The organism is Paenibacillus sp. J22P51 (genome assembly GCF_059692215.1).
This window is the reverse complement of the sequence record NZ_JCAUAZ010000004.1, coordinates 305,236-329,589: the sequence shown is the minus strand read 5'-3', so window position 1 is coordinate 329,589 and position 24,354 is coordinate 305,236. Positions and strand designations below refer to the sequence as shown.

The 24,354-nt window shown below is 46.2% G+C and carries 13 protein-coding genes and 1 pseudogene; 3 read left to right on the top strand and 11 right to left on the bottom strand.

Annotated elements, in window-relative coordinates:
- Positions 1–96: 96 nt before the first annotated feature.
- The 5 genes from AC58QC_RS12340 to AC58QC_RS12320 form a co-directional block, all read right to left on the bottom strand.
- A complete protein-coding gene (locus tag AC58QC_RS12340; RefSeq protein ID WP_497415436.1) occupies positions 97–1,422 on the bottom strand; it encodes an ABC transporter substrate-binding protein in 1,326 nt (441 codons plus the stop codon).
- Positions 1,423–1,684: 262 nt separating this feature from the next.
- A complete protein-coding gene (locus AC58QC_RS12335; RefSeq protein ID WP_497415435.1) occupies positions 1,685–7,414 on the bottom strand; it encodes an InlB B-repeat-containing protein in 5,730 nt (1,909 codons plus the stop codon).
- A gap of 172 nt (positions 7,415–7,586) precedes the next feature.
- Positions 7,587–8,936 carry a hypothetical protein gene (locus AC58QC_RS12330; RefSeq protein WP_497415434.1) on the bottom strand — a complete coding sequence of 450 codons (1,350 nt, stop codon included), beginning with the start codon at positions 8,934–8,936 and terminating at the stop codon, positions 7,587–7,589.
- Between the two features lie 69 nt (positions 8,937–9,005).
- Positions 9,006–9,827, bottom strand: coding sequence for a creatininase family protein (locus AC58QC_RS12325; protein ID WP_497415433.1), 822 nt, complete (start codon positions 9,825–9,827; stop codon positions 9,006–9,008).
- 8 nt (positions 9,828–9,835) lie between these two features.
- Complete coding sequence (locus tag AC58QC_RS12320) at positions 9,836–12,037, bottom strand: glycoside hydrolase family 88/105 protein (RefSeq protein WP_497415432.1); 2,202 nt, start codon at positions 12,035–12,037, stop codon at positions 9,836–9,838.
- A gap of 99 nt (positions 12,038–12,136) precedes the next feature.
- Here AC58QC_RS12320 and AC58QC_RS12315 point away from each other — a divergent pair, with 99 nt between their 5' ends.
- The gene (locus AC58QC_RS12315; protein WP_497415431.1) at positions 12,137–13,039 is read left to right on the top strand and encodes an AraC family transcriptional regulator; all 903 of its coding nucleotides are present in this window, start codon (positions 12,137–12,139) and stop codon (positions 13,037–13,039) included.
- 106 nt (positions 13,040–13,145) lie between these two features.
- Here AC58QC_RS12315 and AC58QC_RS12310 read toward each other — a convergent pair whose 3' ends face one another.
- The 3 genes from AC58QC_RS12310 to AC58QC_RS12300 form a co-directional block, all read right to left on the bottom strand.
- Positions 13,146–15,509 (bottom strand): helix-turn-helix domain-containing protein, encoded by a 2,364-nt coding sequence (locus AC58QC_RS12310; RefSeq protein ID WP_497415430.1) that lies wholly within the window; start codon positions 15,507–15,509, stop codon positions 13,146–13,148.
- A gap of 121 nt (positions 15,510–15,630) precedes the next feature.
- Positions 15,631–18,648, bottom strand: coding sequence for an alpha-mannosidase (locus tag AC58QC_RS12305; protein WP_497415429.1), 3,018 nt, complete (start codon positions 18,646–18,648; stop codon positions 15,631–15,633).
- Between the two features lie 202 nt (positions 18,649–18,850).
- Positions 18,851–19,957, bottom strand: coding sequence for a GntR family transcriptional regulator (locus tag AC58QC_RS12300; protein ID WP_497415428.1), 1,107 nt, complete (start codon positions 19,955–19,957; stop codon positions 18,851–18,853).
- Positions 19,958–20,410: 453 nt separating this feature from the next.
- On the opposite strand from AC58QC_RS12300, the gene AC58QC_RS12295 reads away from it, so the two are divergent.
- The gene (locus AC58QC_RS12295; protein ID WP_497415427.1) at positions 20,411–20,827 is read left to right on the top strand and encodes a hypothetical protein; all 417 of its coding nucleotides are present in this window, start codon (positions 20,411–20,413) and stop codon (positions 20,825–20,827) included.
- Positions 20,828–21,130: 303 nt separating this feature from the next.
- Here AC58QC_RS12295 and AC58QC_RS12290 read toward each other — a convergent pair.
- The 3 genes and pseudogenes from AC58QC_RS12290 to AC58QC_RS12280 form a co-directional block, all read right to left on the bottom strand.
- Positions 21,131–21,265, bottom strand: a pseudogene (locus AC58QC_RS12290) (glycoside hydrolase family 88 protein); the annotation flags it as partial.
- An 84-nt stretch (positions 21,266–21,349) separates the two neighbouring features.
- The gene (locus tag AC58QC_RS12285; RefSeq protein WP_497415426.1) at positions 21,350–22,369 is read right to left on the bottom strand and encodes a LacI family DNA-binding transcriptional regulator; all 1,020 of its coding nucleotides are present in this window, start codon (positions 22,367–22,369) and stop codon (positions 21,350–21,352) included.
- A gap of 171 nt (positions 22,370–22,540) precedes the next feature.
- Entirely contained in the window at positions 22,541–23,350 is an 810-nt protein-coding gene (locus tag AC58QC_RS12280) for a phytanoyl-CoA dioxygenase family protein (protein WP_497415425.1), read from the bottom strand.
- Between the two features lie 157 nt (positions 23,351–23,507).
- On the opposite strand from AC58QC_RS12280, the gene AC58QC_RS12275 reads away from it, so the two are divergent.
- On the top strand, positions 23,508–24,281 hold the full coding sequence (locus tag AC58QC_RS12275; RefSeq protein ID WP_497415424.1) for a helix-turn-helix domain-containing protein: 774 nt from the start codon (positions 23,508–23,510) through the stop codon (positions 24,279–24,281).
- The last annotated feature ends 73 nt before the right edge of the window (positions 24,282–24,354 follow it).

Genomic DNA, 24,354 nt, shown 5'->3' with positions numbered 1-24,354 from the left:
GTATCCCCAATAATTGTACCTTTGTATGACGCAGCACTCCTCATCTTCATAAATATAGGAGGAGGTGTTGACCTCCCCCTAAACATTGCGACATGGCTACTTGTTGTTATTAAGAACCGTTTTCAACTTTTCATCAGCTTCCTTCAAGCCTACCTCTGGCGTTTTGTTCCCTTTAAACATTTCGAGGAAGATCGGTTGAATCGCTGATGTCATTTCGCTCCAGAACGGTGTTTCATCCGTAGTCACACCAGCTTGAGCAAGCCCTTCGGTGAATGCTTTTTTGTTTTTCGGATTGGTGTTCAGATCCAACTTTGCGTTAGCGGATACTCTGAGCGGAAGTGAAGCACCGCTTGAAGCCAGATATCCCTGAGCCTCATCACCCAAGAAATATTTCAGGAATTCCCATGCTGCATCTTTCTGTTCCTTCTTCGCTTTAGAGAAGATAACCCAGGAGTTCGCAACAAACGGAACATATCGCTTGCCATCGAAGCCTTTAGGAACCATGACTGTGTCATAATCCAAGTTCGGATAATCTTTTTTGTATGTAAGTTGTCCGCTGTATTGCATAATCATCATACCGATTTTATTTTCCCCGAACATTTGAGCAATTTTACCATTGGCTTCAAGCGTATCGGATGTTGGAGCAATTCCGCTTTTCATCGTATTTTGCCATGCCGTAACACCCTGAATTGTTTTCGGATCCAAGAGCATGGACTTCGTTTTGGTTTCATCCAACCAACCGCCGCCGTAAATCTTCGACCATGGCCAGTAGCCTTGCGTCATATTTTTTTCGACGGACATGCCGTAAATATCTGTTTTGCCGTCGCCATTTGTGTCTTTGGTTAACTTCTTAGCTGTATCCAACATATCCTGGTAAGTCCAGTTATCGGTTGGAGCTTCAATGCCTGCGTCTTTAAAAATTTTCTTGTTATACGCCAGCGCAATCGGGTTCAAACCATGCGGTATGCCCCATACCTTGCCACTCTCATCCTTGGCTGCATATAAAGTGCTGACATAGTCACTCTCTTTAAGATCACGTTTGATATACGCTGTAAGATCCTCCGCTACCCCACGCTTCCCGTAACCACGAATAATCGCATTTTCCTGGAACCAGATGTCTGGAGCATTGTTGCCGGCAATTTGCGCTGTAATTTTTGTAGCAAATTCAGCCCATGGCGCGTCTTGAATTTCCAATTTAATATAAGGGAATTTCTTCTGAAAACCTTCGATAATCTCTTTTTTGGTAACGTCATAGCTTCCTGGCAAACCTACCTTAAGTGTCACTTCTTTGGGAGCGGCAGTTCCCGCAGTCGCAGCAGGTGCATTACTGACCGTTGCCGTCGATTCTCCTTGACCATTGCCGCAAGCTGCAAGCGTTACTACCATCATACTGCTCAATATAACCAAACTCGTCTTTTTCAATTAAAACCCTCCCATATATGTGTACTTGTAATGTAGAACACCTAGTTGGAATCGCTTTCTTATGTACCTTAATTATATCCCGACTATTAATTCACGTCAATGAAATGTTTTCACATTTATGAATAAAGTGCATGTTATCCTGACAGATCGATACAAACAAAAGGGCGGCTATCTATAGCCGCCCTAACTGTAAACTTTATTATTGGCAACGTAATTTAACCAATAAAGTGAGGAGGGAGCGATTTAATTGCTGTCAGTTAACCTACTTGCTCGGTTTTATCTCAACAGTGTTGCTTCTTATAGTGCCTGTTTTATCTGTATATTCGATATACGCATAATAGCTCTTTTCGTTTGTAAGCCCCTTGATGTGCGCCCCTTTGGCGTTGTAATTGACATTGCTGTATTCTGTGAATTCTCCATCTTTGCTGTTTGCTATAAACACCTTATAACCGTTGCCGTTTGATGAAAGAATGGCAAAATTCACATTGCCTTGCCCATTACCCGGGGACACACTTGTAATTTCTATATCATATTTTTGCGCCCATTTCGCTGTCAGCTCGATGTCTCCTATTATTGGCGTGTTAATGAAGTCAAATGCCTCGCTTGCATTGCCCTCGAACCAACCTTCGAAATTATAGCCGTTCTTCGTCGGGCTTGCAGGTGCTGATACAAATGAGCCATGCGTTGCTTTTTGTGCTTGAACGTCACTGCCGTCAATAACGAATTTGACGGTGTATTCCTTTCTCTCTACCCACGGCATTAAACGGTAATTTTGGGTGATAGGTTCATTCATACCCCAAAATGGATTGCCGCTTTCGGCTATATACCAACCCATCCATACATCGGTGTTCGTGTTGTATTCCACAGCGTTAACCATGGTCCAATCAATTGTTTTGCCTTCTTCGACAATCAGTGTCTGTACAACAGTCGAACCGTCAAAGCCGATAAACTCAACCTTGTACTTGTTTAAGGCAGTTTGGATTACCTCAAATGGTACGGCCGCACCAACCGTTGCAAGTTCAGCCCCCGTCCTCTTAATAGGCGTAGCGTTCGGATATCCAAACAAAACTTCTTTATCCGTAAGCGAAGTGATAACGGACATGTTCGTCGGTGTTGTATTTAGGTTTGATAACACGCCTATGGATGCCGAGAATGGAGCAGCATTCAGCGGAGAAGGTAATTCCGCTGTTACCGTGCCTTGTGAACCCGTAGTTGACGAAAATGCAACCGTATTGCCTAGATCGGCAGTTAGGCTTCTCAGTTTGCCTTTTGGCAATGCCACAAAGACGTTCCCCGTTGAAGTTGCGCCAGAACCTGCACCGATGTTGGATGCTGAGGCCGCTTTAGCAATAGCCGTGACCTGGGTATTCTCGCCATAAATCAGTATACTTCCGCTTGCGCCGTTTTCTCCGCCGCCGATGCCTGCGCCCATAGCGGTGGTCACGCCGCCACCTGTAGCCGTTATCGTTCCGCCACTGATGATGATATTGCCGCCTGCGCCATTCTTACCTCCGCCGATGCCTGCGGCTGCGTTGGCTGAATTGCCACCGCCGATAGCCGTAATTGTTCCGCCGGTGATGGTAATGTTGCCGCCTGCGTTGCCCGTACTGCCGCCAATGCCTGCGCCTGCGGAACCGCCGCCTGTGGCTGTAATCGTTCCACCGCTGATGGTGATGTTACCGCTTGCGCCGCCGATACCTGCACCGGAGGAACCGCCGCCCGCCGTAATCGTTCCGCCGGTGATCGTGATGTTGCCGCCCGTACCGAGGGCGCCGGCACCGATGCCTGCTGCACCGTTAGCACCTGTGGCAGTAACCGTTCCACCACTGATGGTAATGTTGCCGCTTGCGCCGCCGTTGCCACCGCCAATGCCAGCAGAGTTGCTGCCGCCTTTGGCAAGAGAAATCGTGCCGCCGGTGATCGTAATATCGCCGCCTGCGCCGCCTCTACCGCCACCGATGCCTGCGGCATTCCCGCCGGCCGTCGCCGTAATCTTGCCGCCGGCGATCGTAATGGCGCCGCCTGCACTGCCTTTACCTCCACCTATGCCCGCAGCCTCATTGGCACCGGTAACGGTAAGCGTTTGGCTTGTATCCGCTGCATGGATGGTCAAGGCGCTGCCAACAGGAATGCCTATTCCCGCTCCATTGCCGACGATGAGTGCAGTGTGTACGGTGGTGATGACGTTTGTGCCGACAAGCATGAGACTATTGCTTCCTGTCGCAAAGTACAGAGCTGCTTTAGCTTGCGCATCTGCTGATTTCATTTTAAGATTGTTGATTGTCAACTCGTTGTTGCCTTCGTTAATTATGGCAACTCCAACAAACTCAACGTTAGGATTGCCTTTGATTGTAAGATGCTTGTTTAAAGGTACGTTAATTGTCACGTTGCCCGTTGGTGAAGTTGTAAATCCCGACAAGTCAATAATACCGGCAAAATTCGGATTGTTTAGAACAGCATCCACTCCAGCTTGATCCCATGTTTGGGGTATCGCTGTGTCTAGAGAAGTCCATTTTGCGTAAAGTGTTAGGCTTTGTGTAATCACGCCAGTCTCAAAGTCAAAAGCGTTTTGGAATTCCCCATCCGTATACCAACCGTCAAAAGCATAACCATTTCTAGTCGGATCTGACGGTTTGGCAATCGTTGCTCCGCTGGTAAGATCGGATATTGCTGCAACAGCCGATCCGCCATTCGTGTTAAACGCGACGGTGAAATTTTGGATGCTCGGCTTCCATTTGGCATAAAGAACCGTATCCGCTTCGACGGCTTTGCTGAAATCAAACTTATTCGCATACGTCTCGTCGAACCAACCTACAAACGTATAATTGGCTCTCGTCGGCGTCGGAGGTGTAACGATTTCACCGAGAGACTCTCCGTTTGCATGAACGGTCAAGCTTGCATCAGATGTAACGCCGTCATTGTATTTATAAGTAAGACTATAGTTCGTATCATAGTCACCTTCCGAAACATAAACGGAAATTGGTAACGAAAGACCACCGTCCAATTTTACTAGGAAAGCTCCCTTGCCTTTTGCCGGTTGACCCGTTAATACATTCGCTTTTGTATTAGCAAGGTCAGCAAGACCTTTCGTAATGGTTGTTCCAAATTGCTCACCTAAGAAGTTTTTGCCGATTTTCTTGGGGTAGCCTGTTACAGTGAGTACCAAGTCGACACCCTGAGTTATAGTGCCTTTGGTATTTCCTTCTGAATTGGTAACGGTGAACCAAGCATAATCACTGTTCTTCCGCAAATCATACTTTGTTCCGGTCGGAATACCTGCTGTTTTAATAACAACTTGCTGCGTGGTGTTCCCTGTAAGGTTAAGCTGATACTTACTGCCACCTGATCTTAAAGCGGTTGGTCTAGTCGGAACAATCACATCTTTGCCGCTTTCTATCGCTCCGATATCAGGTGCTGCGCCAGCGTAGTCGGCTGAGGTTACAAAGTTATTAATCGTTGTGCCCTTATCAAAACCAAGGCTTCCGCTTGTTTGGCTCAAGTCACCTTCTGCTCTGTTCGTGAAAGTGGCCTTTTTGCTTGAATCCGGATTGATTGCCGTTACAGGTGTTCCGATTTTTTCACCGGTTATCCCATTTGGCTCAACAATCGGCGTAGGTCCACCGGTAGTACCGTAAGCATTAGTGGTTACCGCAGATCCGTTAAACAAGTCGTAATCGTAGCTAGCGCCAGGATAATTGTAAATGTGTTTAATCGTAATGATGACTTGGCCATTAGCCAAAGGACTATCCATCGATTCGATAATATTATTGCGATAATACGGTCTGTATATTTGACTATCTTTGCGGGTAATATGACTAGCTGAGCTAAGAATTGTATTGTTGAACAGATAGTTAGCGCCTAACCCCATATTCGCTTCCTTCGTAGCAGCCCCGTGCTTCAGTGCGCCTTGAATCAAGCCCCATTCATCACCCAAGTTTGTTAGGACATTTCTATACAAATAAATGGGACCAACATAGTTCGTATCGAGACCTACGCCATTAGCGACCCCTTCTATTTTGTTGTTGTAAAACCTCACGTTCATATCCGAGCCTTCTAATTCGACGCTGTCATCTTGCGTATACGCGAAATAATTTCCGTACACGTCGGAATCTTTCCCAACACCGCCGTCTACTTCGCCATTCCCCCAAGTTTCAATGGCATCGTTAAAACGATGATCATCGCTTCCGACAATGTCGTTGTATCGAATAACGACGCCTTGCCCGCCTCTTGCATACATAGCGCTTACACCTTGCGGATGCTTATCGTCCCATTCAGGGTACCACGCTCTACCGCCGCCGCCGTTCCATGCATTGGTTTTGGTTCTTGCATCATGAATATAGTTTTTTTCAATGACGAGATTGCTTGCGTCGCTGATAAAAATACCGGAGTCATTGTTAACAGGCGTTGCGTTGGCAGAGTAACTTTGCCCTGTACGCAAGTCAACAGCCAGGTTTGGATCTGCATTTGCCACTACCGTTTGCTTAGCTAAGTATTGTGTTGCTTCTCTTCCGAAATTTGAAATATCACTATTAATAATTCGGATGTGGTGACTTGAACTGAGAACCGATATCGCGCTTCTCTTGCCTCCACGAATCATTAAGTTCTCCAAAATAACATATTCGGACTGCGCAATAGATACCGCTTCCCAAAATTCGTCAGTTACTTCGATAACGGTACTTCCGTCCCCAATGATTCGGATATATCCGTTTTCCGTTCCTCTAATCCCTTGAACCGACAGCGGTTTTCCCGGCTCATAGATGGATGCGATAGGTATATCTCTAGCAATTGGCACGTCTTCTTTCCATGTTCTTATTTGCTTGGTGTATGTAGAACCATCCTTAAGGACTTTAACTTGCACTTCATAATCCGTGTCGGGTTCAAGACCGACAATAGAGCCTCTGAACTGCTTGTTGACCGAATCCCATGCCAGTGGAAGGCCGTCTTCCCATGTCGCAACTCCTGTTTTCCTGAATCGCACCTCATTAGCAGGGTCAGGGACAACCTGTATGGTGGTGACAGGTGATGTCGGAAGCTTATATGCAATCGTATCTCCAGGAGTCGTATAACCGGCATAATTTAGATACAAACTTAAATTATTGAACGTAGTTCTTAAAAGCAAATCGTTACCTGTAGTTGGTATGCCAGAACCACTTTGAGCAGCGCTTGTGGAAATGGTTGTTTTAAATTCCTTATCTGGCCTGCCATCTGAGTATTGTATTCTCACTCTAATGATGTCGTCGCTGCCGCCGCCGGACAAATAACTAAGGCCTCCCTCAAAGGCTCCTGTTGCCGCATTATAACCGGGCTTAGGTGCTATTAACCAAGCGTTTCCGGTATTTCTCGGTTGGGCTACTACATAGTTTGCCGGATCCGCTGACTTCCGCCATACGGTTACTTCGGCGTTCGGATCATCGCTCGGAATACTATAATAGCCGTCTCTCGATTTTCCCACGGCTGTTATATCAACACCCGGTACGGCTACCGGCAAAGCGGCATCAGCGGAAATATGCCGATTTTCATCATATAGAACTTTTGCCGTATTGCTCGAGGCATCCCACGTGTAGGTTGCTTCAAAGGCATACATGACAGTATCCAATGGAATAAAACTTCTAATACCTTCTTTAAAGGGCATTTCGGTCGTAACCGTTGAGCCGTCTTTTAATGTGACTTCGTTGCTTCCATATGTAGCTGTCATCTCATAAAAATCATTCTTTAAAGTAAATGCTTTGCCATCGATAGACTCATAAAATACCGAATATAAATAATGAGCAATTGCCTCGGTAGATACCCATATTTTGCCGTCCATAAACTTAGGCGATACATCCGATTTCATATTTTTGCCGTTCACCGTGACCTGGATAGGCGATGCAGGTTCTTGAATCTCGACAGGCTGATGCACATATGCTGCAAATGCTGAATTAGGAAGAACAAGTGAAATGAATACTGCAACAATAAGTAAAAATCTCATAATTGGTTTCATTTTGTTTGCCATTTGAATAAAATCCTCCTTTTTCATTTGCTGATTAGAATTATTAATGAATCCGCCTTTCTTTTCTTGAATTGCAATATGTGTATCCATCCTCCCATGGAAGCGTTTTCTATGACAGTATGATTATATCTCGGGCATTTATACACGTCAATGAAACGTTTTCACATTTATGAATTTAATAATTGTGATATGCCAGTTCTGATGTATGGAAGCTGCAGAAAATAGGGAAGTTTTTCGCGAGCTTAGCTATTTCCTCAGCGGGTACAGTTTCAAGTTCGGTTAATCGACGGACTCTCGTCATTTCCGCCATTTCCTGATAAGTAATAATCATATCGGCCTTCTTGAACAACTCCGGTCCCCATCTCACAGAAAAATCAATATGGCGGCGTTCATCAATCAAGTCAAATTCACAGGTAATCGCAGATAATACATCGCCAAATTTCCAAAACGCTTCTGCCGACTTTCGCTTCTTCTTGAAGCCGCAAGCTTCACCTAACAGAGTTAAGTTGGAATACAATTCGGTAAAATGTTCTTTGACATCCTGCTTGCCTGGACCCCCCAGCCACTGGAATTGGTCGACTGAATAGCCCATCTGCAGCAAACGGCGCATACCCATCTGACTGTGACGAAATTCGTCCCACATGTGACGGGCCAGATCAAAGTAAAAAGGCAAAGGCATCCGATCCACATAATAATAAATGCAGGACAACGTCTCTCCAGCAAAAATCTCAGTAGCATAGATGTATATCATTTGTTTCACACTGTCATGCAGCACAGACATACTGGTATCTGTATAGGATTTTTGCGGTTTTGGATTCGTATATCGTGGATATTTACTTTCAAGCTTTGCCTTCTCCGGAAGCGGACCAGCTGGATCCTGCACCAGGTTAACTGGCCAGGTCACAGAGTTCACATCATCTACGAGAGCATTTGCTTGGAAAACTGCCCAGACAGTAAGGATATACCGTTCCCATTCCGCCAGCTTTCGCGACCCTTCTTCACTTCCACAATGGACAAACTGCAATTGCTCATGCAGCCAGCGCTGTGTTGCTTCCCGTTCCATGAAGATGATCTTGATCTGGTCCAGTGTAGGCGCATTTAAAATTGGATCCAGTTTGGCCACCAATGCATCATATTGGGCATACAAATGTCTAAGGATAAATAAGTAACTGACCAGAAAAGTGTGTTCATCTGGCGCACCGAACATTCTTTCGAATGCCTCCCTCGTGATATCAGGCATCCAATCCTTGTCATGCATACCGCCAGGCAGTTCCTCGATACGTTCATACAAGCATTTCACATTCCGATTATGCACATAGCATAATCGACCAAGTTGAATCTTCTGCTCATATACCGGAATGGCCGGTATCCACCCTCCAATTAATTTGGATAGTGCAAGCTCCTGCCAGAGTAAATGCTTCAGCTCGTTGCACGTATCCACAGGCCGCAAAAAACGATTTTTCAGAAAGCTGTGCTCCGTTGCCATATTCTGCTGCAAACCTTCAAAATCTTTTTCGTCTCTCATATCAGCACGATCCCTCCAGTAGCTTCTCTAGAAAAATAAACCGCATCCTGCTGATACGGCTTACCCCATTCATCCCTGTTTCCATAATCCCTCTCGAAACGAGTGCCCATGTCGGAAATACATGCTTCTGTTCTCCAACCGATGCAACGTCTCCTTGACAGCAATATCGACAGCCAAATCGATCGTTTCATTGCCGAAAGCTGCGCTTGAATCCCTTGGATCCATCACACCTCCGACGCCGATAAGCGGTTCCCCTTTCGGTGGAAGCAAGTCCAGTCTAACCGTCTCAGGATGAAGCGCCATCATGTGCGAAGTCTCCCACCCAGCAGCGTGATCCCCAGCACATTCGTACCGGTCTTCCACCAGCATATAATCAACAAACGCCCAAGCCTGCATGCCGCTGCTGCTGCGGCTATGCAACCGTTTGTTGAACAGCATCGCAGCCGCTCTGGCATGATCGATTAGCGGATAATGTCCAGCAACTAGAACGCCTACCCGAAAGCCAAGCGATTCCGCTTCCGCAAGGATATGCAGGAGAAGCTTCTCGTAATTGATCACTTGTTCCATAGCGGAAAAAGGCATTCGTTCCGGAAGAAAATTGTCAGGATTCAGCTGCATCATTTCTGCAATTTGCTGTCTGTCCGCCGCATTAGCTTCCATCAAGCCTTCAACCCGGCTTTCGCCGTAGTACAATGGCGGAAATACAAGTCCGCCTCCCTTTTGTGCGCATCTAATGGCAATGCCTTCTGCCTGCAAGGAGTCGGCTCCAACGGGATTATGCAAGCCATGCCATTCCAGCGTGCCTATAGGTATGTAAACTACCGGACATTCCGTTCTCCTCGCAATAATCTGCTCAGGGCGAAGCATATGGTATCTGACTTCTTCGCTCATGGTCCACCTCACTCTCCACTGGCCCAATAATTTTTCAATCGTTCAACTTCAATGCCAGCCAGCATCACGATGCCGATACCGTGTGTATCGTTGGTCTTCCATGGCAAGTCATCCTTATAATAATCAGCGGTGAACGCATATTTGGATCCCGTACACACCCCGTGTACATTGCCGTACTGATCGATCGCATTGCTCGTCAACCCTTTCCAACCAAGCCTAATGGAAGCTTCAAATGCGGAGCGATTATCCTTCAGGATCCCCATACGCAAACCTCTACAGAAGGCGTAGATGAACATGGCTGTGCAGGAGGTCTCTTCATAGGAATCGGGATGGGTCAGGACTTGATGCCACAAACCATTTTCCCCTTGAAGTGAAAGTAATCCATCACAAAACTCTTGGAAAAATGCAACTAAATCTCCTCTTCGAGCGTGAGCCAACGGTAGTACTTCCAATAGCTCCGACAGTGAAAATAGTGGCCAACCGTTCCCTCGGCCCCATGGCACATAGGTGGCCGTGTTAAATTTGAAATCGTAAACATGCGACATGATTTTCAGCTCAGGCATATATAAATACTTTTTATAGGCCATAAATTGCTCAGCTGCATCATCCAGAATGCTCATATTCCCGGTGAGTAAATAATAGCGTTTCATGAACGGGGTGCTCATATATAAATCATCAGCCCAGAGTGTTTTTTCCATGTAATATCCAGGACTTTCCCGATAAAATGCCCCGTCCTCTCTACGTTCCTGACGGTTCATGATGAAGTCTGCTATCACTTCAGCTACTTCCAAATAGGTACTTTCCTGATCTTCTGTATACGCCTCGAGCATCGCAGATCCAAACGAACCGCAATCATCCAACATGTCCAATTCAACTAACTGATGATTGACCCATGGAAAACCGTACTGTTTGCCATCCCATTTTGCATACTCGTAAATTTGGGTACACTCCGAGATATGATGAGTCACATAACGTACGATGTCTTCACGCCCAAGCATTCTACCTGCCTGCAGCAAACCATACAGCGTGACGCCAAGCGGATAGTTCCAACGCGCATAATTCGTGTTCTCCATATAGGGACGAACCCAAGCATCCGGTTGATCCAGCCGCCAATAAAGGCCTCCGTTCTCTGGTTCCCAAACGGTATACATCGTTTGCAATTCTGCGGGCGTATATTCCCTTTCATTTTGAAAAGGTCCTGCATACAACCAGCGTTCGTCTGTGCCTTGGATGGGATGCGGAAGCTCAACCTCACATGACTTGCCATTTTGATGGATGAATAGTTGGAAGCCCCAATCCTTCCCACCGCTTTGTGACCGCACCAAGAGTTGATGGTGGCCATAGGTCAGATCGATGTCAAAATGAATGGGTTGTAAAGCCTGCGCATGAAAGACTTCCGTTTCGTCTATCCACAAGGTTAGCGCTCCACTCTGGTTGGTTCCTCTAAAGGAATAGCGCTGCTTTCCTGGAGATTGACAAAGCAGACGAGTCCAACCATATGCATATTGACCCGTTTTAACTTGATCCCCGAACATTCTCGTGAAAACAGGTTGCCTGATCTCGTCTGCTTCCCACTTCAGCGATGGTCGCCATTCAAGGCCCGTCTCCATCTCACTTTGTCCTAGGACGGGCAACGCATGCGCTTTAAACACATCCTCATCTACGGGAAGTGAGTAGATCCATCCTGCTTGACCTTCTCGCTCGCTGAATGGGGATAAGGCAGGTGGTGTAGTCCATTTGCTGCGAATCGTTCCTAGGATACAGCCGAACCCGGCTGGCGTTTTACGCATTTTAATCAGGATCGTCGTCCAACCCGAACTCAGCGGTATTTTCAGATGACGTTTGTTCGCAGAGTTCAACTCATCAAGCGTCTCTGACTTATAGAGCAGTTTTCCATCCACATATACGGTTGCCGGGCCATAGCAGCTTAGTGCCGACTCGATCACCCTATCCGTATCGCTCCATATTTGAGTGAAGGCATAGCCAAACTGTCCATTCGTCGCATCAGGAAACTTCTCTCCCAAGTTGAGATCATATCTGGCATCTGCCATTTGCCTAAATCCTTGTCGGCTATACATCCGCCAAGTGAAAGAATTCGCGGGGTGCGTCCCGATATAGTGATTAGCAATATTTTCTAAGATACGCGGGGTATTAGAGCCGCATCGAGCTTCTATACTTTGCTGCTTGTCAAAATGCCGTGTTGTCATCATTTGAGTTTGCTCCTTAATGAAATCGTGATTATGATTTCATTGTAGCCACATAGTATCATATTGTCTTTGCCCTGCATTGTGTTAAAATGTTGTTGTATTGTGATTTATTTAGAGGAGGTCGTCCTACTGACTCTCATTAAGGATTTTCAACTTAATAACGAACCGGTCCAAATGACGTTTCACAGTCAAACGACTGCCTTCTGGGACATTTATCATGCTCACCAAGGCATGGAATTTATCTATGTGCATGAAGGGGAAGGCTCCGTCATCATTGATCCTTATATGTACGAGATAAAACCAAACACATTAATGTTCTTCCAACCTTATCAACTGCATCGGGTCAAAATGGATCTCAATACGAAAACGCACAATTCCTATGAACGCTCGAAGTTTTTATTTGAACCTTCTCTTGTAGACAACATGCTGAGCACCTTGCCCAGATTGCAGAGCTTCTTTCGATCCTTGTGGAAAGATACCCTAACCTGCCAAGTCCTGTACTTGCCCGAATTAGCGTCTGAATGGGATGTTCAGTTGAAACAGTTAGATGATGCTTTACGGATGACGCCCAAGGAAGAACATATGGAAGCGTTCACGATCTTCTTGATCGCCTTCCTGCAGGGGCTGCGAGCGCAATGGCCAGATAAACAAGACCCCGCATCCGCCATCCAACGCCCCATTCATCATGTAGAACACATCATGAAATGGATTGATGACAACTATCAGAATCCCTTCAAACTGGAAGACCTAGCAGAATCCCTGCATTTAAATACCACGCATGTGTCGCATCTCTTTCGCAAATTTTCCGGCAGCAGTATTACGGAATACTTAACGGCCAAACGATTACGAGAAGCTTGTTGGCTGCTCAGAACCACATCCGAGCCTGTTCATAACATCGCCTCGGCGGTCGGGCTGAACAATGTGTCTTACTTCTGCCAGTTATTCAAAACCCACATTGGCACTTCTCCGCACCAATATCGCAAAAACAGCGCACATACCTTATAAGGGAAATGTGCGCTGTCTTTGCATAACTAAACGACGCGACCCGGAAGTCCATGAATTTATGGACAACCGGGTCGTTTTCTTCTTATTGCATTGATTCCGAATCCACTTATCGCACCCGCTTCGCCATATACTCCCTTGGCGTCATGCCAAACTTAGCCTTGAACAGTTTATAGAAATAACTTTCATTCTCAACACCTACGCGCTGCATGATCTCCTGGATGCTTAGTTTGGAGTTCTCCATCCATTCCACTGCTTTATGCAGCTTCACCTGATTAATATATTCGGGGATCGACATCCCGAGATGGATCTTGGATATTTTGCTCAATTTATACGCGGGCAGTCTCATCATTTCAGAAATACTTGCAGCAGAGAGGGAGGAATCGAAATAGTTGGAATCGATGATCTCCTTGATCGTATCGGCGACCACTTGGTTGCCTTGAATCCCTTTTTCTTCTCCCTCACTATGAATGGCGCGTACCGCTTCCAACAGAAGTCCCTCGAACTGTTCAATCGTTTCTTCCTCATACAACTCACGACTCATAAGTCTAGCGGGCACTGCAATCGGTTCCTTGCTCGTACGGTTCATCTCAAATATCGTCTTCTTCAAATGGTGCACCACCTGCATACTCACCAACATGATGCTGCCATAGTCCAGCTTGCGGATCTGCCCGAACACTTCACGCAGTCTTTCTTCTGTTTTGATCGCATGCCCCTTAGGCACCGCATCCATAAATTTACCGACCATTTCCAACACTTGCTCAATATCTACATTTTGTGTATTCGCGTCAATGAGTGCTTGCGTAATCACGGACTTCGTTCCAAAAACATATCGATAGGAGCTATTAGCCAAGGTATGATTATAGGCGCCAGCAATCGCTGTATATTCGCTTATGACATCGCTGACAGTCGCTGAAAAAGAGATATGGTAGTGCTTCTGAATGTAGTTCTGTGCTTCCTGCAGCGCTTGTTCCACCTGTTCCACGGATTCCTCATGACTATCAGACATGTTTAATAGAATGGTGAACGAGTCATCTTTCATATCCACGGTTTGGGCGACACTCATTATCGATAGGGCATCCGTCGTAACATTAGTGATAGCGAAGCGCAGCAATTCTCTTTCGGCTAAGCTTTTATGGCTTAGGAATTTCTTGTACTCATCGATACGCAAAACACAAATCAGGAACGGTTTGTCTTTCATTAGGTTGACATTCAACAGTCGCAGCACATCTTCAAATTCAGCTGCATTCATACTGTAGCTATCTGCCATCAACTTTTTCAAAAAGTAAATCTTCATGATGCTTGTATTATTATTCTTCTCGAGGTTGTATTCATACAGCTGTTCTCTCGACTTCCGATACACTTCGGTCAAATAGGAAAACTCGTCTTTCACGCCAGGCTTCAGGAACCCATCCCTTCCCGCTCCGCCGGGCGATGTCTGTTCCATCAGCCTTCTGACCGGCTTGTAAATACCTCGAGAAACCGATAGCGTTAAGAGCAGCGCCCCGACAAAAACAGCTCCCGTAATTAACAGAATCGTATCCATCAGCTGCTTCAGATTCGCGTACACTTCTTTATACGGCTTCGCTTCCAACAGCGTCCATCCCGTATTTTCCAAATAGATATAAGAGACGATGAACTTCTCACCATTCACTTTGGACTCATAAAATCCAGCCGGCTCTCCCGCATGCATCCGATCTTGGGAAACCGACGTTTCGAAGGCTTCCTTAATCGTAACTGCTGAGGCATTGTCAGCGATCAAATGGTTCGTATCGGCTTCAATGAACTGATTTTTATTGTCTAAAATGTATAAATCACTCTGCGTCCGCGAATCAAACTGGTTAATCGTTCGAATGTTATCGACGAGCCAGTCCAATTTCACATTGAGAATGATAGCGCCGTCCATCACACCTTTTTCATCCACATTTTCAAACATGACATAACTCAGTACGGTATCGTACGTAGGATTGGCGCTGCTGCCACCGGTTTGCATTTTCCGCACAATCGCTTTCAACGGCGTAATATGAGGATTATCCGCGAGAACCCTATCTAATTCAACATCCTTATGGTACAAATCACCGAATGTGGAGTAATACATCTTCTTATGATTGTTATAGACATAGACAGATTGAACGAACGGATAATTGGCGACGACGGTCGCATTCAGTTTATTAATCGTATTCATATGATCATACGTCTCTTCGTCATTCAAATACATGAGCGCCTTGACGTCATTATTACCGTATGTAGAAAAGGTAAGCTTACTGATCATCGTGTCCAAATAATCGATATTGTACTTCATTTGGGACAAGACCTTCTGGCTTCCCTCGTATTCGCTTTGAAACACATTTTTCTCCACATTTACGTAAATAAGGCTGGAAAATGAAAGTAAGATGAGCAGGATAATGCAGTTGATCCATAGAAAAATACGCAGCAAATACTTCTTTTCCTGTACGATTCGCCAAAGTTTCATTCCAGTTCCCCCTTATGTCTAATCTATATTAGGCACGAATCCCATGCACCTTATTATAACGCTTTCAACGGGAACAGTCCCTACTGATTTGCATCATAGGGACTTTCCAGTGCGTATATGGCTATCTCATACGAATCGTCTTCACTTCAAAAGGTGTAAAGGATAAGGCTAAGGTACTGGAGCCTGTTAGATCTCCGAAATCTGTTATGACATTCTGTTCCAGCATGTCGGTTTCATAAGCCTGTATGATGGCTATGCCCAAGTGAAGTGAGCAACGTGTTGTTGCCCCTTTGGCTTCGTAAGCTCTTACGATCCAATCGCCGGAGCCATCTTCGGCAAGCTTGATCGTGTCGAGAATGATGTTAGCTCGATCGCAGCACATTAGACTAAAGGGATGGTGCACGGTGCCGGCAGCAGCTACGATTGGACTGTTCAACTCGTAAGCCTCCTGGATAACTGGATTGCTCATAAAGCCTTTATTCCATATGTGCATCGCATACGTAAACTCATGCAAACCTTCATCTGCTCGATCATCCGGGTAGCTGGGAGCGCGCAGCAAGGTTAGATTCATATGCTTACCTAAGGCATTCATGCCGTATTTGCTATCGTTCAAAAGGGAGAAGCAACGGTCTCCTTCCACGAAGGCGGACCATTTGTGTTGATTGACTTCGTAACGATCTGCGTCATGGAGACGGGAAAAATGATTTGGCCTTTTGGCATATCCAAATTGAATCTCATTGAGGACCTCATGGCTGTGCAGGTTCACATGAAAGCCAACCTTCAGAAGCTTGTGCTTCTCTTTCCACATGATCTTCGTACGGAAATCAACACGTCGGCTGTTCGCTTCCAAGCGGATTTCTTGCTTGAGCGTAGATTGATTTAACGTGCGCTCGACAAGTATTGATGCGAAAAGAGGGCCTTCCGCTAGCACGGTGACTCGTGCTTTTTCGTGAAGTGCTATAGGTGAATCCGCGTAACGTCGGTCGATTTCCCAGGCATCATAATTGGATGTTTGATCGCGAAACATGAGAAATTGGTTGCACAGACCATTCGACCAGTCCTCGCCGGTTTCTTTATCGATCAGGCTTGTGATTTCTCCGAATTCGTTGAGGCTGAGTTTCAGCCATTGATTTTCTAGAGATGCTGGTGTTGCAGAAAGCTTGTTACTGATGACGGATTCGTTGCGCGTTGCGGCCATATCCAATGTGGTATAGCCCATAGCTGGAAGCTGCACTTGGATATAGGTTTTGTCGCCATGTACTTGCGAGTAGGAATGGTGTTTTCCTCCGTCGCTGGATGGAAGCTCCACGATTGCCGACCGCTTCCAAGCTAAGGAATTGAATAGCGTCTGTCTTTCGCTAGTTGGCGATACTAGTGCCTTTAGCGCTTCACCCGTTGATTGATTCGCCGAATTCAGCACGTCTTCAAAAGCCTTTTCCGCCTCAACGTGTACCCTTGTAATCGAGGTCCCCGGCAAAATATCGTGAAACTGCAGCAGCAGCAATTGACGCCAGGTATCCGCTAGGGATTGTTTGGCATAGGGATGTCCATGTAATTTGGATGCTATCGCGTTCCAAAGCTCCGCCTCTCTTAATGCAAATTCCCCAGCACGATTGCCGCTCTTCATCTTCGCTTGACTGGTGAACGTTCCCCTGTGGGCAGGGTAGTACAGCTCCCCGACATAGTGGCTTTCCGGCATGCCTCGCCGCTGCACATCTTCAAAATAGTCGATCGGTGAAGCGATCTCCGTCTGTGGCGCACCTTCCAAGTTGCCTAATCTTCGTAGGAATTCTAAGTCGTCGCGATTCGCTCCGCCGCCCCCATCCCCGTATCCGAATTGAACAAGTCGGGTGGAAATATGTTGCTTTTGAATACGTTCGTTCCACTGGAGGAGGACATATGCCGCATCTGTTGGATTCGGGAATGGACCATAATCCAGTAAATGAACATTGACGGTCGAACCGTCGATCCCCTCCCAAGTAAATGTATTATAAGGGAACGGTTCCGCTACGTTGTCATAGGTCTGATACATTTTGACCGAAGCAAAATAACGAATGCCACACTTCCGCATGATCTGCGGCAAGCTCCCCGAATAGCCAAACACGTCCGGCAGCCACAGCATTTCATTATCTACGCCGAACTGTTCGCGGAAGAACGCTTTGCCGTACAAGAACTGACGAACCAGACTCTCACCGCTAGGGATGTTCGTATCTGGCTCGACCCACATTCCGCCTTCCGGAATGATTCTGCCTTCCGCAACGTAATACTTCATTCGTCCATATAGTTCAGGGTATAGATCTTTGACCATTTGAAACAAATACGGCTGGCTCTGCACATACTTATACTCCGGATACTGCTCCAGAAGCGCCATCTGATTGGATAAGGTGCGAGCAATTTTCCGTTTCGTCTCTTCAATCGGCCATAACCATGCAATATCCAAATGCGATTGCCCCATCATATACAACTTAGGTACTGTAGAACCATTCACGCAAGCTAGCAGCGGTTTCAGAATTTGCCGGCCTTTATGCGCTAAATTTGCTAGTCCAGCATCGTCGCTAGTATTCCAGTCTAAACTGGCTATGAGTTTGCGAAAGCTTTTATCGATCTCACTAACGCGTAAGGAAGCAGGCTCGATCCCGTTTCGGAGTTGAAGCAAGGTTTGCAGGTCGATATAGAACTGATACAGTTCTTCCTGAACGATCACGACTTGTGAGGATCCATAAACGGGTAGTGCACGATCATGACCTGCATAAACCTCCGCCAAGATCTCGTATACGTCCCCTCTCACAGCATTTCGTGTTAATGTGACGCCGATGTGCTGTAAATCGCTCGCGCCTGCCAGCTTCCCGTTGACATAAATCGTACTCTCTCCGCCAATGTTCAGATGCAGCTCTACACGTTTTCCCGCACACTCAGGCGTAATAGCCACTGTGCCTTTGAACCAGCCGTAGTGTGAGCTTTTGCCCCATTGGGTGCCTGGTTGAATGGTTTGGAACGAGCTTTGAACAGCTTCCTCGTAGGGAAGCCATTTATTAACGAGAACATATTGAAAATCGACGTTAGTGATCGGTCTGTATATGTGCTGATCTTTTTCTTTGAGCCACTTCTCTATGTGAAAAAGCAATTCTTTAGCTGGCATGATGAGAACCTCCGTCTAATTTGAGGAATGAATGTCTGTGTTAATAATTTTAATACAGATTTAAAATTTCTGTGTTATTTATATAAATGAATAATATGATCAACCAGTAACTGTGTCAATTAAATAATTAGTTTAATCGACTATTTAATACAGTTGACACAACAAAAAGAGCCCTATCACATAAACAGGACTCTTCTCTCTATCACTTCACTGTATCAATTGTATTTCCCTCGTGGATATCCGCCTTGCAGATCTGGCCTTGTACGGAATAATGATCCTTCCCGTTCAGCTCGTGCATAAGCTGCATCGCAGCCACTCGCCCCATATCATAGAACGGCTGATTGACCCCCGTAATATTAAGCTTCAATTTACGGTTCACATTCAGGGCATCGTAGGTGACGAGCGAAATATCCTGTGGAACAGAGAAGGCAAGCAGCTCCGTGGCTGCGATAACCGCCTCTGCGATTTGATCATTCGCTGCAAAAATAGCGGTACATGCACTTTCTTTTATCAACGTTGCAACCTTGTGACTATAGGCTTCCAGCTCATCTTCAAAATTTTCAAACTCCGTTGCAATCAACACATCCTGATTCGCATCAAAAGGGAGCCCCGTATCCATAAACGCTTGCTTCATGCCAAGCATTCGTTCATGGAACGTGCTCAAGTCTGAGTTGCGAACGAAGAGAATGCGTCTATGTCCCTTTGCGAGCAGCATTTTCGTTAGTTTGTATGCCCCCGCAACATTATCGCTAGTGACATATGGAAGATCGCTGTTATATAAATGGCGGTCGAGACAGACAACCTTGATGCCATTGGTGTGCAATGATTGATACAGCCGTTGATTACGTTCCTCATGCTTTGTATCGTAAATCGGGCTAAGGATCACGCCGTCGACTTTTTTCGCAACGGCACCTTTCATTAACGACTCCAGCTTATCTAGATTACGATCATCGCTGTAGCTTAATAAGTGAAAGCCGTGCAGATGCAGCACATCTTCAATCCCTCGCAAAGCAGTGGCCCATAGCGGATTTTCAATCCCGATGACGGAAGCCGCCACTAATCCGGAGCGGTTCTGCTGGTCGCCTGTGAAAGTAACACCCTTGTCTATATATGTGCCCCTGCGGTTATCCCGCTTCAGCAACCCTTCCGCGCATAGTTCCTTGATCGCTTTCTCCACCGTGTTCACACTGGAGCTATAATATTTAGCGAAATCACGCGACGACGGCAACCTTGCATCGCCCAGCCATTCGCCTTCCATGATCCGCTTTTTGATTTCATCCTTGATACGTGAGTAGGGATAAGTTGTCATCGTAGTCCTGCCTTTTGGATCAGATTACTTTGACTATAGGGGAATTGTATTAACTGTGTCAAATGTTGTTCATTAACTAATCAAAACTCCCCACGCTCCCTAGCTCAAATTCCACCTTTGCATATCGTAGCTGCTTTTAACACATATATCTCTACTGGGCATGTAAGATTCCACTCACGCATGTTCTCCCTCTTGATCCGAGAATTAGAATAACTGGAAAAACTACAGCTATTTTTTTGACAAATTGGATCCAAATTCAGTTTAACTGGAAAACATGTTGTTAATTTTCGCCAATACGGCCAATCTGACCATTTCGGCTTAAATTAACTGTATAAAATCCATTAATTCCTCATATTTCCACTAAAGTGGTTAAATTAACTACATAAAATCCATCTATTTTTGGGGACGGGTTGCGGCTTGCGGGGGGGCGGGTTGCGGGGGGCGGGTTGTGGATTGTGGATTGCGACTTGTGGCTTGCGGGTCGCGGCTTGCGGCTTGCGGCTTGCGGCTTGCGGCTGTGGATTGTGGATTGCGGGTCGCGGCTCGCGGCTCGCGGCTTGCGGCTTGTGGGTTGCGGCTTGCGGCTTGCGAATTGCGGATTGCGACTTGCGGGTCGCGGCTTGCGGCTTGCGACTTGCGGCTTGCGGCTTGCGGGTCGCGGGTCGCGGATTGCGGATTGCGGGTCGCGGGTCGCGGATTGCGACTTGCGACTTGCGACTTGCGGCTTGCGGCTTGCAGGGGCGGGGGACAGAGCCCCCCACTCACCCCATCCTACTTTTATACTGCGTAGGCGTAAAACCCGCACACCTTCGCAACATTCCACCGCCTCCGCCCATCGTTCCATTGGATAAATCCAGTAGAATGCTCTAAATAGTAGCCTGAAAATGAATTTGATTGGATAAATCCAGTCAGATCGACCGATATAGGCCTTTTTTTGCCCGTTTTCAGAAGCCACCATTGGATAAATCCAATGAAATGATCATTTTATCGCTTAATTAGCCAATTACACTGTATTTATCCATTGAGCGACGCTGCTATTCTGTAATAAGCATACAGCCAACGCCGTTTCGCTGAGCGCGCCATATCCCTCCCTTTTATCCCAGGGGGCGCGATAGCCAACAACAAAAAAGACCTCCCGCATGTTAGCCGAAGGCCTATCTTTATCCACATTAATTATTCGTACCAATAAGCCTTGAAGCCTTTTTCCAAGCGAAGCAGCGCTTCTAGGTAATAGTAGTCGCCCCAAATCACGTAATCATCCGGAGCCGCGCCACCGCGAACGCTGTAAGAACCGCGCTCAAGAAAGCCTGTCCCCGAAGCGTTCAATATTGACCTTCGTTTTGTCCAAAGCATCCTCGATAGCCTGGTTCCACATGATCAAATCACTCCATCTCAGACTAATTGGGTTGTTTCACGTTCTATGAAAGAAAGCGGAACTTCAAATTCTCGTTCCTCGCCTGCCTCTACGGTATGCCCAAACTTATGAAGCAATTTATTGATAGCCATTTGTGCCTGAAGTTGATAAGGAATATCCCAGCTTGAAATGCCAGGGTAGCTATGCATCGCTATATAATCATTATTAATGCCGATCATTTGTAGTCGGTCTGGGAAGTCGATCTTCAATTTATTGGCTGCTGAAAGCAGTTTCAAGGCAATATGATCATCAAAAGCAATGATGCCCGTTCGCTGAGACGGCCCTGCCAACATCTCTTGGAAAAATAACTCCAAGTCCAGTTCTTTCATCTCCACGATTTGATGCGGAATCTCCACAGTCAGTTGTTGGATACCCGTCTCAAATCCCTGGCGGCGCTGTTCATCAATCACATTGGCGTGCTTACTGCCCACGTAGATAAGTGAATCACAGCCGCGGTCTACAAGCAGCTTCGTTGACTGCCTGCAAGCCTCGGCAAAGCCTAAATTCACGGCGCCAACGGCAATATCCTCAGGCCAATCCCAGCCATTAATGAGCACTAAAGGTGTGCCGCTATTTACAATTGCGCGTGTTGAATCCATTCCCATCGCTAATCCATGACAAATGAGTCCATCCACTCTTCGCTGTAACAGAACCTCTAAATTTCTCCGTTCAATCGTCGGATCGAATCCACCTGAGGAAAAGACCGATAAATGATAACCCGCATGATGGGCTTCCAGCTGTAAGTACTCCGCTAACCGTCCGTAATAACTCGTCAACCCGGGAACAATGAGGCCAATTTCAAAGGTTTTGTTACGACTTAACCCCGCTGCCATGGTGTTGCGTCGATACCCCAATTGCTCTGCCGCCAATTCGACTTTGCGAATCGTCTCCTTGGACGAGCGAATCCCACCTCGATTCAGCACATTGGAGACCGTGGCAATCGATACCCCTGCTGCTGCTGCCACTTCTACAATTGTGACTTGTTTTGGTTTACTCATATATGTTTTTCAGCTCCATCGGTTAAACGTTTAACATTCTCCTCTAGATTAAATTGAACCGTTGAACCTGTCAAGCGAATCACGACGGAATCCCAGAACTATTTGCAAAAAAAGAATCGCTCCCAGGCCAAACTCTGCCTTAGAACGATTCCTACAATCCGTTATTCCTATTTAATGTGGGTACACTGTTTCAAACTCGTTGCCGCACGGTCCGCCATCCGGGTTAGCCTCCAAAGAAACAGCTTCCCCGTTCGCTCGGAACAAAGGTCGGTAATGAGTATTAATGTGCGTCGATGAGGCATTGGCGTAATGGCAGATGAACGCACGGCGGAAGCGATCCTGGGACTTGTTACGATACGAACCATGAATCAAGTTCCCATTGAAAAAGAGCACATCGCCTCGGTCCATGATGACCGGCATTGCCTTCTCATCCTTGGGCGGTTTCACGTAGTGAGTCGTAAATGATTCCTTCGCATCTGCGATGTCGGGACATGAAATTTCGAGTGCATTCGTTTTCGGTACAACGAGCAATCCCCCATTTTCCTCATCAGCCGCGTCGATCGCCGTCCAAGCCGCAATACAATTGCCTGGTTCCACCTGCAAATAAAAGTTATCCTGATGAAGCGCTTGCCCCCGGGAGCCCGGTGGTTTGTAATAAAACATACTTTGAGCAGCCAGTGCCTCTTCCTCATACAAATCTGCTAATACTTCTAATACGGGCTGATGCAGCATATAGGTTTTGGCAGTCTCATTAAACCGATGCGGGTGCATGACACGCGGGTAGCGTTTCAAGGGATCTACGACTTCAGCCGTCAGCTCAGGATCAAAATAACCAGGAATCTTTTGATGGCTAATCGCTTCAAAGGTCTCGTCAATTTCAACAAGATTTGCCTCCGAAAACAACCCTTTCACGATCACGTATCCCTCTGTCTCAAAATGCTGCTTCTGTTCCTTCGTCAGTTTCAATAGTGCTTTCGTCATCGCTCTTACCTCCGTCATCAACTTGTTTTTCTATGTCTTAAGCATATCGAAATAAGCGGTTACATAGAAGTAATAATCTTGCTAATCATTCCTACAATCCTGCTATTACATGGTATACTAGAAACCATCACACACGTAGAGAAAGGGATTCTCCATCATGAAATTGGATATAAATAAACTCATCGCCGGTCATTACATAGAGCCTGATACGTATGCAATTAAACGCCCTCATGGTCTTAATGATTGGCTAATCATGTTTACCTTAGAGGGGGCTGGCTTCGTAAAACAACACGGTATAGAACGTGTCTGCAACAAAGGGGACATCATTTTACTAGCACCTGATACTCCCCATCATTATGGCACGATGAAAAACCAAATCTGGCAATTTGTATGGGCGCATTTTCCCCCAATCATAACGGAAACCAACTTACTTCCACAGGAAGATCAGGTCTTCTTAACGATCGAAAACGAATCCATCCAAGAGCGAATTCACCTAGCCTTCACCCGCATATTAGCAGATTCCCGGGAACGTGGGGAGTATTGGTTCGAGCTTTGTTGCAGTTCCTTGCGGGAAATCCTCCTTATCATGGCACAGAAAAGCATCCGCAAAATGGACCCCCGCATCGAAGAAGTTCTTCACCTGCTTTCGCAGCAGATGCGCGAACAGATACGTATTGAGGATCTTGCACAAACAGTCGGTCTCTCCCCGTCGAGATTATCTCATCTGTTCAAAGAGAGCACCGGCTATTCCATCATTGATACACTGAATCGTATGCGGATCCAACAAGCGGTTCTGATGATAGCCCATTCGGGACGAAGTGCTTCTGACGTTTGTTATAATGTTGGCTTTCAAAATTATAATCATTTCACGAATCAATTCCGTAAATGGCAGGGCATGACTCCGAGTATGTTTATGAAAAATCCGCGGTAAATAATTTATTTTATTCCTATCAGAATACTCTGAATTAGTGTATAATGAAGATACTAACAATTCATTGTGAACG

Excerpts from the sequence above, each read along its gene's own strand:
- AC58QC_RS12305 (WP_497415429.1), bottom strand. The coding sequence starts at position 18,648 with ATGCCAGCTAAAGAATTGCTTTTTCACATAGAGAAGTGGCTCAAAGAA.
- AC58QC_RS12280 (WP_497415425.1), bottom strand. The coding sequence starts at position 23,350 with ATGACGAAAGCACTATTGAAACTGACGAAGGAACAGAAGCAGCATTTT.
- AC58QC_RS12330 (WP_497415434.1), bottom strand. The coding sequence starts at position 8,936 with ATGAGAGACGAAAAAGATTTTGAAGGTTTGCAGCAGAATATGGCAACG.
- AC58QC_RS12325 (WP_497415433.1), bottom strand. The coding sequence starts at position 9,827 with ATGAGCGAAGAAGTCAGATACCATATGCTTCGCCCTGAGCAGATTATT.
- AC58QC_RS12285 (WP_497415426.1), bottom strand. The coding sequence starts at position 22,369 with ATGAGTAAACCAAAACAAGTCACAATTGTAGAAGTGGCAGCAGCAGCA.
- AC58QC_RS12310 (WP_497415430.1), bottom strand. The coding sequence starts at position 15,509 with ATGAAACTTTGGCGAATCGTACAGGAAAAGAAGTATTTGCTGCGTATT.
- AC58QC_RS12300 (WP_497415428.1), bottom strand. The coding sequence starts at position 19,957 with ATGACAACTTATCCCTACTCACGTATCAAGGATGAAATCAAAAAGCGG.
- AC58QC_RS12335 (WP_497415435.1), bottom strand. The coding sequence starts at position 7,414 with ATGGCAAACAAAATGAAACCAATTATGAGATTTTTACTTATTGTTGCA.
- AC58QC_RS12320 (WP_497415432.1), bottom strand. The coding sequence starts at position 12,037 with ATGATGACAACACGGCATTTTGACAAGCAGCAAAGTATAGAAGCTCGA.
- AC58QC_RS12275 (WP_497415424.1), top strand. The coding sequence starts at position 23,508 with ATGAAATTGGATATAAATAAACTCATCGCCGGTCATTACATAGAGCCT.